The organism is Paenibacillus sp. NPDC058071, assembly GCF_042885235.1.
Classification (GTDB): domain Bacteria; phylum Bacillota; class Bacilli; order Paenibacillales; family Paenibacillaceae; genus Pristimantibacillus.
Genome location: NZ_JBHVSK010000010.1, coordinates 60,314 through 74,543, shown reverse-complemented (window position 1 = coordinate 74,543; position 14,230 = coordinate 60,314). Strand labels below are relative to the sequence as shown.

The window sequence follows — 14,230 nt, the reverse complement described above, 5'->3', positions numbered from 1 at the left end:
AGCATCTGATCTAGAATCCCCGGATGATTTAGTACTATTTTACAGTACGTCCTGCCTATTACACAAATGGCGTTTTGACAAAAAAAATTGGAGAATCCCACAGCGGGACTCTCCAACTTCACCTTTTCAGCGCATAATCGACGCTTTATCCTTTCGGCCTGACGACAAGAGCCGCCAAAAAAGAAAAAATGATGGCGGCGGATATGCCGGCGCTCGTCACTTTAAAAATGCCGGATATGACGCCGATCCAGCCCGATTTCTGCAGCTCCGTCAGCGCCCCGTGGACAAGCGCGTTGCCGAAGCTCGTAATCGGAACGGTCGCCCCAGCTCCCGCAAACGCGACTAACGGCTCGTACCAGCCAATCCCGTCCACGATCGCGCCGACGACGACGAGCGTGGCCATCGTATGCGCCGGAGTCAACTTGAACAGGTCGAACATGAGCTGCCCAACGACGCAAATCGCCCCTCCGACTATAAAAGCCCATAAAAATTGCATGCAACCGTCAGTCCTTTCCGCTGATCGCAACCGCGTGCGCGATACACGGGATGCTCTCGCCTTGCTGATAAGATAGTGGGGACAACAGCGCGCCCGTCGCGCAGACGAGAATGCGCCGCAATTCGCCTTTGGCGATCTTTTTAAGCAAATGGCCGTATGTGACGACAGCCGAGCAAGCGCAGCCGCTGCCGCCCGCTTGCACTTTTTGCCGTCCGACGTCGTACACCATCAGTCCGCAGTCTTTGAACACCGTCTCGTCCATCGGGACGCCGTCACGCATCAGCAGCTCTTTGGCGATCGGATGGCCGACGCTGGCCAAGTCGCCCGTCACGATCAAATCGTAATCTTTCGGGGAACGGCCGGTGTCGTTGAAATGGCTTTGAATCGTGTCGACCGCCGCCGGGGCCATCGCGCCGCCCATATTGAACGGGTCTTTAATGCCCAGGTCGACGATTCGTCCGATCGTTGCGCATTCGACAACCGGGCCGTCTCCCTCGGCCGCGACAACAGCAGCGCCCGCTCCCGTTACCGTAAATTGCGCGGTAGGCGGCTTCTGCGATCCGTACTCGGTTGGATAACGGAATTGCTTCTCCGCCGTGCAGTTATGACTGCACGTACCGGCAATGGCATAATTCGCCGACTTGGTGTTGACCATCAGCGAAGCGAGCGCCAGCGTCTCCATCGACGTCGAGCAGGCGCCGAATACACCGATGTACGGTACGCCGAGCGCCCTAGCAGCGAAGCTATTGCTTATAATTTGGTTCATCAAATCGCCGCCGACGTAAAATTCGAGCTGCTGCTTATCGATTCGCGCGTTTTGCAGCGCAAATTCAGTCGCTTGCTCGAGCAGCAGCCGTTCCGCCTTCTCCCAGCTTTTCTGCTGCATGTCCAATTCGGGATGGACAAGATCGAAATCGGCCGCAAGCGGCCCGTCGCCCTCATCAGGCCCTACCACAGTCGCCGCTCCGATAATGACGGGACGATTCTCGAACCACCAGGTTTGTTTTCCCCGCAGCATATCAGTGCCCCCCGCCCGTGCCCAGTAAAAGATGGGCGATGCCGACAAAGAAGGCGGCCACGGTGCCGAATACAATAACCGAGCCGGCGAGCTTGAACATGTTGGCGCCGACGCCGAGCACCAAGCCTTCGCTGCGATGCTCGAGCGCCGCGGAGCACATCGAGTTGGCGAAGCCCGTCACCGGTACGGCCGATCCCGCTCCGGCCCATTGCGCAATTTTATCGTATACGCCGAGACTTGTTAAAATAACCGAAATGAGAATGAGCACCGCAACAGTCGGATTGCTGGCGTCCTCCTTGCTCATGCCCATCAAATGGATAAACATCGTCTGGATGGCTTGACCTATAATGCACACCATTCCACCAAACAAAAAAGCCTTTAAGCAATTGGTAAATATCGACCGCGACGGCTCCTTCGTCTTGGCGAAAGCTTGATATTCCTTCGGCGACATCGACATTTTCTTATATTTGCCGTTGCTGCCCGCAGCGTTCGACGACATGTCAAGATCCCTCCTAAGCCTTAATGGTACGCCTGGTTCCTCTTCATTATTTGTAAGTTCCATGCGGCTTATGTAACCGAGCTGAAAAGCCGTTCATCCCACTCGCAAAATGCGTTCGAGAAAAACGGCTTTGATAAAAGAAACGAATTATGAGAAACAGCAAAAAAGCAAAAGGACGAGCAGCACATAAAGCACGAGCAGCAGCAGCGGTCTAGAGCTTCGGCGCGCTGAGTAGCTTCTCAAAGGCATTCCTCCCGATTAGGCTTTTATCATCAGTTTATGCGCCTAACTCAGGTTTCGTCTCCCGCCGCATGCAAATGTTGAATCAATTGGCAGAAGTAAACTGGAGTTATTCACACAGGAAGGTTAAGATACAAGCATATCCGCCGCAGCCGGCCAGCTGCGGCAATGGAAAGGATGTAATGCTAATGACAACTACCACAAACAACTCGTTTGCGCGGCCGCATTTGGCCGATTGCCTGCCAGAGCTGGCGGCTTTCGCTAGAGGCGAACAGAAAGCGACCCTCGTTATTAAAGGAGGAACGCTCGTCAGCGTAACCTCGGGCGAATTGCTGCCAAATACATCCGTCGCCGTCGTCGGGACGCGCATCGCTTATGTCGGCCCTTTCGTTCAGGACATGGTCGGCGACGAGACGAAGGTCATCGACGCAACGGGTAAATATATCGCGCCAGGTCTGCTGGACGGACATTGCCATATTGAAAGCAGCCTGCTGTCCGTTACCGAATTTGCCAACGGCGTGCTGCCGCTCGGCACAACAGGCGGCTTCTTCGATCCGCATGAAATTTCGAACGTGCTCGGTCTTCCGGGACTGCGGCTCATGCTGGACGAGGCGCGCCAAACGCCGCTGGCCGCCTATTTGCAGGTCGCTTCATGCGTTCCGGCTACTAATTCCGAGTTTGAAACGTCCGGCGCCGAGTTCGGTCCCGAGGAAGTGGCAGAAGCGCTTAGCTGGGGCCCGGATATGATCGCGCTCGGAGAAGTGATGAATTTTCCAGGCGTCGTCTTCGGCGATCCGAAAATGATCGGAGAAATTCAAGCGACGCTTCGCGCTGGCAAAATCGTAGATGGCCACTACACATGGCCTTCGGATGATCCGAGACTTTCCGCTTACGCTGCTGCCGGCGTTTCCGGCTGTCACGAGAGCATTACGAAGGAAGACGCCGCCGCCCGCGTAAGACTTGGCATGTATGCCAAGCTCCGCCGCGGTTCGGCCTGGCATGACGTCGAGGCGACGATCAAAGCCCACACCGAAATGGGTCTCGATTCCCGCCGGATGGTGCTTGTCTCCGACGACCGCATTTGCAGCTCTTTAAAGGAAGAAGGACATATGAACTTCATCGTCCGTCACGCTATTCAGCAGGGCGTTAAGCCGGTAACGGCCTTCCAAATGGCGACGCTCAACACGGCCGAGCGCTTTGGCGTTGCCCGCGATGTCGGGTCCGTAACGCCGGGCACGATTGCCGACATTATTTTGCTGGACGGACATCTGGCTGACGTCAACGTCTCGATGACGATCGCCTGCGGACAAGTCGTTGCTGAGAACGGCCAAATGACGACGAAGCTGGAGTCTTTCCAATATCCGGACTATGCCGTCAATTCGGTTAAAATCGAAAGCAAGCTGACACCCGCGAGTTTCGAGGTGAAGGCGCCGATCGACAACGGGTTTGTGAAAACGCGCGTGGCGGAAGTAATCGAGAATAACGTGGAAACGAAGGAAGTATTCGTCGATCTGCCGGTCAAAGACGGCAATCTCGTCATTACGCCGGAAAGCGGCTATTGCAAAATGGCTGTCTTCGAGCGTCACGGCCGCACTGGCGGTTCGGCAATCGGCGTGGCAGGCAACGTCGGCTTTGATCGTCCGGCGGCTATTGCGATGACAGTTGCACACGACAGCCATAACGTGCTTGTCATCGGCAACGACGACGCGGTAATGGCGAAAGCGGCAAATGCAGTTATCGACATGCAAGGCGGCATCGCCGTTGCGACGGCGGACGATATGACGACGCTGCCGCTGCGTCTGGCCGGACTGATGTCGACCGAGCCGTACGAAACAGTCGTGCGCCAATCGCAGGACATTAGCCAAGCGCTCGTTGACGCCGGCTGTACGATGAACTATGCATTCATGACGCTGTCGCTTATCGCGCTGGTCGTGATCCCGACATTGCATATTTCGGATACAGGCCTTATCCGCGTGTCCGAAACCGGCTTCGAGCGGGTTCCGTTGTTCGTATAAATTTAAAGTGAGGGGGAACGCTGCGGGTCAGAGGGTTCTTCCGATCGCCATTAAAACCTGATTCCTTTATTTTAATTGGTAGTTTGCGGTAGGAACGGGCTTTAAAAGAGACCACTGTCGTTTCTCCAGAATCCCTCTGACCCTCCGCTACTCTCTCCTTTTCAATCAAGTACTGATTTTAAGTATGATTCTAAAAGTCTCATATAAGGAAATATGAGGGTTACCACACAAATAAGAGAACCCCTCGTCCTTAAAAGCGACGAGGGGTTCTCTCCAACCTAAGCCGACTGAAGCCGACTGATCGTAATCGTAATGATCAGTCGGCTTTTTTATGCTGCATGCTGTATGAGCTCTATTCTCTGTTGTCCTCTTCATGTTCGTGTTGATGTTGTAGCGGAACGCTATGCTCGCTGTCGCTATTCATCAGCTCGGATACCGTTACGATCTGGAATCCCTGCTTCTGAAGCTCCGGCAAAATCGTTTTTAAGGCGGCGACCGTTTGCGTCGAGCTTGGCGTATAGTCGTGCAGCAGCACAATATCGCCGTTTCGCGCGTTGTTCAGCACTTTTCGAACAATGCTGTTTACGCCCGGCTTTCGCCAGTCGTTCGTATCCTGATGCCAAGACCACAGAATCGTCTTGTAGCCAAGGTTTTTGGCGATATTGACCGTCTGTTCGTTATAGAAGCCGCCGGGCGGCCGAAACAGACTCGGTTTTTTTCCAGTCAGCTCGATCAGCAGCTGCTCGGTGCGGACAATCTCGTCCTCAATCGTTCCGGGATTCGTATTTCCTTTAAAATACGTATGACTGAACGTATGATTGGCAACCTCATGCCCTTCCTCTACTTCCCTCCGAATCAGCTCGGGGTACTTCCGAACGCGGTTGCCAAGCACGAAGAACGTCGCTTTCGCATCGTATTCCTTCAATAAATCAAGAATCGGCTCGGTCGTCTCCGGGTATGGCCCGTCATCAAACGTTAGCGCGATTTTTTTGTCGCTGGAGGTCGGCACCTCCCACACAATTTCCCCTCGCTTTTCATAAAAATACCGGTCCCGCTTTTCGGGGGCATCGCTAAAACCGCATAAACCAGCAATGAGAAGGGAGCATGCGGCCACTCCTGTCAGCCAACGTTTCATCTCTCTATAACCACCTGTAGGAATCGCATGACCATAACATACCCTGCAATGGATAAAATATGAGCCGAACGGCATTCAGGCTAAAAAAGGAAGCCAACCTAATGATTAAGCAAGCTCACAACCAAAATCGGCTCGTTATTGGCTTATGGAATTTAGTCAGAGGTAGAAGGTCTGCCAAATTAATCCATTTTAATCAAGGTGTCGACCAGCTAATGCGGCCCCGGCCGCTTGCCGCCCACAAAAGCAAAGGGCCTCCCCGATAATCCGTCGTTGGCGAACGGTTTAAGGGGAGGCCTTTGTACTGCTTTCTTTTTTAAAAGCTTAGCTTTTGTTCTGCTGCTCTACTTGCTCGCGCCATTGATATTTCGGCTGCCAGCCGAGCAGCCGCTTTGCTTTCTCGTTGCTCAACAGCGTCTCGTGTCCGTCCAGCGAAGAGCGTATATCGGTTACGTCCGGGTAGCGAGCCTGCAGCAGCTCGCGGCTGCGGATCGCCATACTGGAGTCGTCGGCGGCCACGTTGATGGCGACAGCCCCGAGGCCATCGGCTTCAACGGCTAGGCGGCACACCTCCGCAGCATCGCGCGTATCGATATAGCTCCACAAAATACGCTCGCGCTCCTCCGGCTTATGGATAAAGGACGGGAAGCGTTCATACCATTCCGGCGGAATGACATTGCCGAGCCGCAGCGAAACGACCTGCATGCCGGTGCGGCGGTTGAACATTTCGGCCGTTTGCTCATTGACTACTTTGCTCAATCCGTAGCTGTCCTGTGGAAGCTGCGGGTGAGCCTCATCGACCGGCACATATTGCGGTCCAAACGGATGCACCGCGAAGACGATGCCGTAGGACGACTCGCTTGAAGCGATAACCGCTTTGCGGATGCCGAGACCGGCCGCCGCCTCCAATATATTGTACGTCGACATGACGTTATTGCGGAACGTCACCTCCGGCGTTCGAATATGAGCAGCCGGAATAGCGGCCAAATGGACGACGGCGTCAGCGCCTGCAAGTACTCCGTACGTCTCCCCCAGGTTTTCCAAATCGGCCTGAATAGTCGGGCACAGCGGCTGCTCAGGACGACGCGAATCGACGTTCAGCACCTCGTAGCCTTGTTCAACAAAATGTTTGACGACCCAGTGTCCGAGCATTCCGCTCCCGCCGGTAATAACGACTTTAGCCATAGTCAGCTTCCTCCTTGTTCTTCTGTAATTGCTATAAAATTTTTCGCGCGCCTTCCTGGTGCGCATAATGGCACCGAATGCGCCTTGCCGCAGGACGCAGCACTTTGGCGGTGGTGCACAGTGCCTCCGTCATAAAACTGCTGCCGGCACTAGGCACTCACACCGTTTACTTTAAAATGTCCTCGATCTCGCTAAGCGTATCCTCGCTCAACACGATGCCCGACGCTTTTGCGTTCTCTGTCACCTGTTCCGGTCGGCTGGCTCCGACCAACGCGCTTGCGACGTTCTCATTGCGCAATATCCAGGCTAGGGCCAAGTTGCCGACTGAAATGTTCAGTTCAGCTGCTACGCCTTCCAGCCGCTTTACTCTTTCAATTTTTTCTTCGGTAACGCCTTTGCGCATCCATTCCAGCCGAGCCGCTCGGCTGTCTGCCGGAATGTCGTGCTCTGATGTATATTTCCCGGTCAATAATCCTTGGGCAAGCGGCGAAAAAACGACTTGCCCAACTCCCGAGCGTTCGCTCAGCGGCATAATTTCCTTCTCAATATATCGCTCGAACATATTATAAATCGGTTGGTTGACGACGATCCGATCTAGCAAGTAACGATCCGCGACGCCAATTGCCTCTGCGATTTGCGAGGCTTGCCATTCGCTAACTCCAACATACAGCACTTTGCCTTGGCGCACCAAATCGTCGATAGCGCGCAGCGTCTCTTCGAGCCGGGTATCCGGATCGTAGCGATGGCAATAAAAAATGTCGACGTAATCATGGTCCAGCCGCTTAAGGCTGGCATTCGCCTGCTCGATGATATGTTTGCGCGACAGCCCTCTGTCGTTCGGTCCCTCGCCCATCGGCCAGAACGCTTTTGTCGCCAGCACATAGGACTCCCGAGGGTAAGCCTTCAGCGCTTTGCCTACCAGCTCTTCGGCGGCTCCCTTCTCGTAAACGTTAGCTGTATCGAAAAAGTTGATGCCCAAATCGTAGGCGGTTTTTATCGAATGAACCGCATTCTCTCGCTCAACGTAACCGCCGTATGTAAGCCAGCTGCCCAAGCTGATCTCGCTAACTTTAATGCCGCTTTTCCCTAGTCTCCGGTATTTCATCATGGATACCCTCCCCAAGAAATTAGTTGTGAATCAAGCACTCGTTTAGCTTACGCGCTGTAATGATTGTCAGAACTTCCGGCTCAAAACCGAAATCAGTGCATGACTATAAGTGAGGGGAAGCGCTGCGGGTCAGAGGGTTCTTCCGATCGCCATTAAAGCCTGATTCCTTTATTTTATTGAGGTTTACGGTAGGAATCTTGCTTTAAAAGCGACCACTTTCGTTTCTCCAGAATCCCTCTGACCCTCCACTATTTCTCCTTTTCCGTCAAGCACTGATTCTGATTTTATGTTTGATCCGAACTTCACTCGTACTCTCGCTCTTCGAATGGATCGTTTACGATAGCGCTTTCTTTAGACGGCTCCTTTTCATAGTAGTAGAATTCCTATATGATTGAAAGAAGTGAAATTTTGTTCACTAAAGTATAATAGCGATAGCTGCTAAACTAGAGTATAGCAGCATGCCATTTCGAACCTAAGGAGGCATATCCCATGAAAACAAAGGAGAACGCCGACAGCTACATTCCGAAAAACCCGGTAAAAATCGAGTGCAATATTGAGAAAACATTGGACGTGCTTGGAGGAAAATGGGCCTTTCTCGTCATTCGCGAGCTGTTCCACGGAACGCTCCGTTTCGGCGAGCTGCAGCGCCGCATCCCAAATGTCTCGCCGCGTGCCTTGACTAGTACGCTTCGCCACTTGGAGGAGCAAGGCGTGCTTGAGCGCGAGGTATTCCCAACCGTACCTGTCACCGTCCAATATACGCTGACCCCTAAAGGCCACGACCTGCATGTCATTTGTCATGAAATGAAGCTTTGGGCGGCCCGCTGGACGTAAAAAGCTGGCGGCTTAATCAGCATTCATTGCCTTATCCCTTTAGAAATGCCTTTTACAAGGATCATATTCTCGCAATAAGCCGTCTTACGGTCCGATACGGATCTTGAGGACGGCTTTTTCTTTTCAACCCAATCATTGGAAAGCTATTCCTTCTTTTGAAGAGATGTCGTAATTTCATATACCAATCGTCACTATCTCACACTTATAATCCGCTTACATCTATGATAAATTTACGGTGTTGTCATAATAACTTATAATAAATTATAGAGTTGCGAGGCGATGCAAATGATTAGAATCGGCATAGTAAGCTTTTGGCATGTGCATGCATGGGACTACACCAAACAGGCGCTGGCCCATGCAGGCGCCGAAGTAAGCGCAGTTTGGGACGAAGATCCGGCCCGCGGCCAGGAAGCGGCCGACAAGCTGAACGTTCCCTTTTTTAGCAATTTGGACGAAATGCTTCAATACGAGGCGCTGGACGGTATTATCGTCACTTCGCCAACGAATCAGCATGAAGAAATTATGGTGAAAGCGGCGCAAGCCGGAAAGCATATTTTTACGGAAAAGGTAGTGTCGACTACGCTTCGCGGAGCGAATCAAATTTTGGATGCGGTTGAGCAGGCCGGCGTCAAGCTGACCGTATCGCTGCCCCGCCTGAACGATCGCTACACGCTCGCTATCGAGCAGCTGCTGGAGAAAGAAACGTTAGGCCAAATTACGCTCGTGCGGGTTCGGCTCTCCCATAACGGCGCGACAGCGGAATGGCTGCCGGAGCATTTTTACAATCTGGAGCAATGCGGCGGCGGCGCGCTGATCGATCTCGGCTGTCACCCGATGTATTTGACCCGGTTGTTCCTCGGCGGCTTGCCAACTGAAGTGTCCACCCAATACGGATACGTGACCGGCAAGGACGTTGAAGATAACGCGGTATCGCTGCTGCGCGGCGCAAATGGCGCAATCGGCATCGTGGAAGCCGGGTTCGTCAATGCGCATTCGCCGTTTACGATCGAGGTGCATGGTACGAAAGGAACGCTGCTGTACGGCACGCCGGAAGAAAAGCTGCTTGTCCGTTCCTCCGCTCTTAAGCAGGATGAATGGCAGCAGGTTGAGCTGCCGGAGCAGCGGGAGAGCGCCTTCGATCAATGGATTCGCCATATTGAGCAGAATACGGTTGCGGAACAGAACATCAGCTTAGCCAAGGAGTTGACGATGCTGATGGAAGCGTCGAATCGCTCGCATCATGAGAAAAGAGCGGTATCCTTGGCCGAGTTGGAACGTTAATCAACAATAATGGAACGCGTGAAGGAGGAGGAAGGCGATGTCGACCGCTTTTTTATACGAACCGATGCGGGAGCGTCCCGATGCGCTGGAAAGGCTGGATCTCCGGATTCGCTGGGGACCGTACGATATACGGGTATTCAATTTTCACCTGACGCATTTTCCATTCGGCCGGACCATCGCGTTCCACAAGCATGCCGAATACGAGTTCCACTTTATCCCGCGAGGACGAGGAAAAGTTGTTCTCGTCGATGAAACATTCGATTTGAAGCCCGGCCAGTTTTATTTGACCGGCCCCGGCGTTATGCATTATCAGGAGGCCGACCATCCCGACGCAATGGATGAGCTTTGCCTTCATATCGATATAAGCGAGAGAGAGCCGTCGGACGCTCCTTTCGACGATTGGGAGTATACAGAGGCAGTGAATTGCGTCAATAAGCTGTCCTCTCTGCCTCTTATCCCGGCCTCCGACGCATACGACGCTATGGGCTGCTTCCTTGCGGCTTACGAGGCTTGTATAGCGAACTATCCAGGAAGCTATACGACAATTAAACAGAACGTCATTCAAATTTTGCTGCGCTCTGTCCGCGCCTACGATCCGGATACTCGGACGGAACAGCTGCCGACCAAAGATATGAAGAGCTCTCGCTATCAGCTGGCGCTAGAATTTATGCGGGCCAACTATGCGGAGACGCTTTCGCTGGAAGGCGTCGCCGAGAAGCTGCGTATCAGCCCAAGGCAGCTGCAGCGGCTGTTCAAGGAACTTCACAGCGGCCATACGTTCACTCGCATTCTCGAAGACATTCGTCTGGAAGCCGTATGCGGGGAGTTGAAGATCGGCAGCGCGTCCATTGAACAGATCGCCAGCCGGACAGGCTTTACGAGCGGCAACTATCTGCATGCCGTTTTCCGTAAACGATTTGCCATGACGCCATCCGACTACCGAAACTCGAACCTACTTGGAGGAATTTCACATGTCCAAAACCTATAAAATCGCCATCATCGGCTGTGGCGGCATCGCCAACGGCAAGCATATGCCCAGCCTGAAAAAACTCAATAATGTAGAGATGGTCGCTTTTTGCGATATCGTCCGGGATCGGGCCGAGCAAGCAGCGAGCGAGTACGGTACTCCGAACGCTAGCGTATACACCGACTATAAGGAAATGCTGAACGATATGTCCATCGACATCGTCCATGTGTGCACGCCAAACGATTCGCATTCTCGTATTGCCATCGACGCCCTGGAGTCCGGCAAGCATGTGATGTGCGAGAAGCCAATGGCGAAAACAGCTGCGGAAGCGAGCGCAATGGCCGAAGCGGCCAAACGGACGGGCAAAAAGCTGACCATCGGCTACAACAACCGTTTCCGCTCAGACAGCCAGCATTTGAAAGCGATTTGCGAATCCGGCGAGCTGGGCGAAATTTATATGGCGAAAGCGCACGCGATTCGTCGCCGCGCGGTGCCGACTTGGGGCGTTTTTCTTGACGAAGAAAAACAAGGCGGCGGTCCGCTGATCGATATCGGCACGCATGCGCTGGACTTGACGCTCTGGCTGATGAACAACTACAAGCCGAAGGTAGTGCTTGGCACCGCTTATCACAAGCTTTCTCAGCGCGAGAACGCAGCTAATGCGTGGGGACCTTGGGATCCAGCTAAATTTACGGTTGAGGACTCCGCCTTCGGCATGATCGTCATGGAGGACGGCGCAACCATTATGCTCGAATCGAGCTGGGCGCTCAATTCGCTTGAAGTCGACGAGGCGAAATCGACGCTTTGCGGAACCGAAGGCGGAGCTGACATGAAGGGCGGGCTGCGCATTAACGGCGAACAGCATAGCCGTCTCTTTACGAAGGAAGTCGAGCTCGATTCCGGCGGCGTGGCGTTCTATGACGGCGAAACGGACAGCGCTCCCGACCTCGAGATGAGAATGTGGATTCAAGCAATCGACGAGGACAAAGATCCGGTCGTCACGCCGGAGCAAGCGTTTGTCGTCTCTCAAATTCTTGAAGCGATCTACGAATCCTCGAAAACGGGCAAAGCGGTATATTTGTAAGATTTGAAAGTAAAAAAAGCATGATTCGGCCAGTCCTGTCAAAGGCTGTGCCGGATCATGCTTTTTTTCAGTGAGTCGTATAGTTCGGTTAGTCGTAATGGCAATTGCATTAAACGATAGGGTACTCGCCAACTGTTTCATACATCGGTACACTATTCATATGAGTAGCCATTAGCACGAACCGATCCGCTTCCCAGACGAGCCCTGAAGGAATAGCTTCCAGAAGCGGTCCGGCAGCTGCCCTGCTCGGCTCGTTATATCTTCGGGCCAGCGTAACATGAGGACTGTAAGGACGCTCTTCTGGAATAAAACCGAGCGGTCCGGTCGCATGAACGATCGCTGACTGCAAGAGATGCAGCCGCTCAAGCTCTCCTGACACGCGAGCGAACAAGACACGGGGCGCCTCAGAACGACCAAACGTCCCTCCTCCGTTCAGTGTAAGCCGAATCGGAGCCGCTTGGGAATGATCAACGCCGCTTAACGCCGCCTGCAGCTGCTCGAGTTGGCCGGGCTCCGTATCGCCCAGAAATTGCAGCGTCAAATGGTAATCGCGCGGATGCGTCCATTTGCGAAAGGCATCCGTCGGACGGCTATACTCCAACCACTGCTGAAGCTCATCCGCAATCGCACTTGGAATTGGCAAAGCGACAAACAAGCGCATCACCTCTTCCTCCTCCCTATTATATCCGTCGTCTGTTCATCCCGCCGATCGAACCGCTCGCCGCCGATAATGCAAAATCGTTCGCAGCGCCATAAAAGAAATGACCAGCCAAACTCCGCCTGCCGCATATCCGGCGATTACGTCGCTTGGGTAGTGCACGCCTAAATAAATTCGGCTAATCCCAACTGTCAGTACGACGATGACTGACAATAGCGCAATGAACAATTTTGGCCATTTCGACTCAAAAAAAATAAAGAACAAAGCTCCCAGCATACCGTAAAAAATGAAAGAGCTCATCGAATGACCGCTCGGGAAACTGTATCCGGCTTCCTCGATTAGTCGGTTCACGTTCGGTCTCTCCCGTTGAAAAATCCATTTCAACAGTAGATTAAAAAGCCCTCCTCCGCCTACCGCAATAGCCAGCATCAACGCTTCCCACCGCTTTTTCCGCCAAATCATAAGGACAGCGGCAATAAGAAGAAATAGGCATAACGCAAACGTGGAGCCAAAGAAGGTGAACCCCTTCATAACGGCAGTCAGCTGCGGAGTAATGGTTCCTTGTACAACCCGAATGACGCTCTCGTCAAAATAAATAAGTTCATTCTCCGACAGCTCGCCGGCCAAATGGCCGAATGCGACCGTAAAAAGAAGCAAAATCAAAGCAGCTAGCAGCGCTTCTTTTACGATCGGTACAGCTCGCTTCTTCATCCAGCCGTCTCCTTCGATGTCCTTCCCCCAAAGCGAACTCTATAAAACACGTATGCGCCCACCAGCAGCAGCGCGCCCACGACAATCCCTAGATAACCGAATTTATGAACATATTTGTCGACCAAATACCAACGCTTTCCGAGCTCTAGTCCCAAGAAAATGAACACCCCGACCCATAGGATCGCACCGCTGTACGCGCATAGCATGAACGTTCGTAAATTCATACGGGACATTCCGGCTATATAGGCGGTGATGTGACGGACTCCTGGAATGAAATAGCCGATAATCAGCACAATCGCTCCGTACTTGTTAAACAAATTTTGCGTCCATTCAATTCGTTTTGGGGTAATATGTACTTTCGGCCCAAATTTATTCAAGAAGGGCAGCCCCAGTTTCAAACCAACCGCGTAACTCACAGAAATGCCGACAGCGGCGCCCAGAAAAGCGCTGAGCAGTGCTATTACAAACATCAGCTTTCCTTGGTAGATGAGGTAACCAACATAGGTCAATAGTACCTCGTCCGGGACAGGCAGTCCAATAATACCGACGGCCAAAATAGAGAAAATGCCAATATAGCCGTAGCGGATGATAAGCAAGCTAAGATGCTCCATAACTACCTCCTCGTCCCTTCATTTTAATATAGCAGCTATGCAATAGCAAAGCGATTTATGACTGGATCTAATCAACCTTCTTTCCCTACAATTTGGAAGGGTTTTCAAACCCTTCCTCCACCTTTAAATGGTTTATTTTGTAAAATAATTGAACTCAAAATCGGAGTCAGTGCTTGACTTTAAGTGAGGGGAAGCGCTGCGGGTCAGAGGGTTCTTCCGATCGCCATTAAAGCCTGATTCCTTTCATTTATAGATGGTTGCGGTAGGAATCTGGCTTTAAAAGCGAACACTTTCGTTTCTCCAGAATCCCTCTGCCCCTCCGCTGCTCTCTCCTTTTCAGTTAAGAACTGATGTTAAGGTTGAGTCCAATATTTGAGAGTAAAAAGCACCG

Annotated in this window: 14 protein-coding genes; 5 read left to right on the top strand and 9 right to left on the bottom strand. The window is 52.6% G+C overall.

The window, feature by feature from the left end:
* Positions 1-145: 145 nt before the first annotated feature.
* The 3 genes from spoVAE to spoVAC are packed head-to-tail and all read right to left on the bottom strand — an operon-like array spanning position 146 to position 2,013.
* Positions 146-496, bottom strand: a complete 351-nt coding sequence (gene spoVAE, locus ACFVTB_RS17355) for a stage V sporulation protein AE (RefSeq protein WP_387751621.1) — start codon at positions 494-496, stop codon at positions 146-148.
* Between the two features lie 7 nt (positions 497-503).
* On the bottom strand, positions 504-1,514 hold the full coding sequence (spoVAD, locus tag ACFVTB_RS17350; protein WP_387751618.1) for a stage V sporulation protein AD: 1,011 nt from the start codon (positions 1,512-1,514) through the stop codon (positions 504-506).
* 1 nt (position 1,515) lies between these two features.
* Positions 1,516-2,013: a stage V sporulation protein AC gene (spoVAC, locus tag ACFVTB_RS17345; RefSeq protein WP_387751615.1), complete on the bottom strand. Its 498-nt coding sequence runs from the start codon at positions 2,011-2,013 to the stop codon at positions 1,516-1,518.
* A gap of 428 nt (positions 2,014-2,441) precedes the next feature.
* Here spoVAC and ACFVTB_RS17340 point away from each other — a divergent pair, with 428 nt between their 5' ends.
* Complete coding sequence (locus ACFVTB_RS17340) at positions 2,442-4,268, top strand: adenine deaminase (protein WP_387751612.1); 1,827 nt, start codon at positions 2,442-2,444, stop codon at positions 4,266-4,268.
* Between the two features lie 352 nt (positions 4,269-4,620).
* Here ACFVTB_RS17340 and ACFVTB_RS17335 read toward each other — a convergent pair whose 3' ends face one another.
* The 3 genes from ACFVTB_RS17335 to ACFVTB_RS17325 form a co-directional block, all read right to left on the bottom strand.
* Positions 4,621-5,403 carry a polysaccharide deacetylase family protein gene (locus ACFVTB_RS17335; protein WP_387751610.1) on the bottom strand — a complete coding sequence of 261 codons (783 nt, stop codon included), beginning with the start codon at positions 5,401-5,403 and terminating at the stop codon, positions 4,621-4,623.
* Positions 5,404-5,724: 321 nt separating this feature from the next.
* Positions 5,725-6,585: an NAD-dependent epimerase/dehydratase family protein gene (locus tag ACFVTB_RS17330; RefSeq protein ID WP_387751607.1), complete on the bottom strand. Its 861-nt coding sequence runs from the start codon at positions 6,583-6,585 to the stop codon at positions 5,725-5,727.
* A gap of 166 nt (positions 6,586-6,751) precedes the next feature.
* Positions 6,752-7,690 (bottom strand): aldo/keto reductase family protein, encoded by a 939-nt coding sequence (locus ACFVTB_RS17325; RefSeq protein WP_387752041.1) that lies wholly within the window; start codon positions 7,688-7,690, stop codon positions 6,752-6,754.
* Between the two features lie 492 nt (positions 7,691-8,182).
* On the opposite strand from ACFVTB_RS17325, the gene ACFVTB_RS17320 reads away from it, so the two are divergent.
* The 4 genes from ACFVTB_RS17320 to ACFVTB_RS17305 all read left to right on the top strand — a co-directional run bounded on the left by ACFVTB_RS17320 (position 8,183) and on the right by ACFVTB_RS17305 (position 11,859).
* On the top strand, positions 8,183-8,527 hold the full coding sequence (locus tag ACFVTB_RS17320) for a winged helix-turn-helix transcriptional regulator (RefSeq protein ID WP_387751604.1): 345 nt from the start codon (positions 8,183-8,185) through the stop codon (positions 8,525-8,527).
* 285 nt (positions 8,528-8,812) lie between these two features.
* Complete coding sequence (locus tag ACFVTB_RS17315; protein ID WP_387751601.1) at positions 8,813-9,808, top strand: Gfo/Idh/MocA family protein; 996 nt, start codon at positions 8,813-8,815, stop codon at positions 9,806-9,808.
* A 37-nt stretch (positions 9,809-9,845) separates the two neighbouring features.
* Positions 9,846-10,796, top strand: a complete 951-nt coding sequence (locus tag ACFVTB_RS17310; RefSeq protein WP_387751598.1) for a helix-turn-helix domain-containing protein — start codon at positions 9,846-9,848, stop codon at positions 10,794-10,796.
* Complete coding sequence (locus ACFVTB_RS17305; protein ID WP_387751595.1) at positions 10,780-11,859, top strand: Gfo/Idh/MocA family protein; 1,080 nt, start codon at positions 10,780-10,782, stop codon at positions 11,857-11,859. The genes ACFVTB_RS17310 and ACFVTB_RS17305 overlap by 17 nt, the downstream gene beginning before the upstream one ends.
* A gap of 109 nt (positions 11,860-11,968) precedes the next feature.
* Here ACFVTB_RS17305 and thpR read toward each other — a convergent pair whose 3' ends face one another.
* From thpR to ACFVTB_RS17290, 3 genes are read right to left on the bottom strand one after another with little or no spacing between them, the layout of a single operon-like run.
* Positions 11,969-12,520, bottom strand: a complete 552-nt coding sequence (gene thpR / locus ACFVTB_RS17300) for an RNA 2',3'-cyclic phosphodiesterase (RefSeq protein WP_387752039.1) — start codon at positions 12,518-12,520, stop codon at positions 11,969-11,971.
* Between the two features lie 36 nt (positions 12,521-12,556).
* Positions 12,557-13,228, bottom strand: coding sequence for a phosphatase PAP2 family protein (locus ACFVTB_RS17295; RefSeq protein ID WP_387751592.1), 672 nt, complete (start codon positions 13,226-13,228; stop codon positions 12,557-12,559).
* A complete protein-coding gene (locus tag ACFVTB_RS17290; RefSeq protein ID WP_387751590.1) occupies positions 13,225-13,839 on the bottom strand; it encodes a DedA family protein in 615 nt (204 codons plus the stop codon). The genes ACFVTB_RS17295 and ACFVTB_RS17290 overlap by 4 nt, the downstream gene beginning before the upstream one ends.
* Positions 13,840-14,230 lie beyond the last annotated feature (391 nt).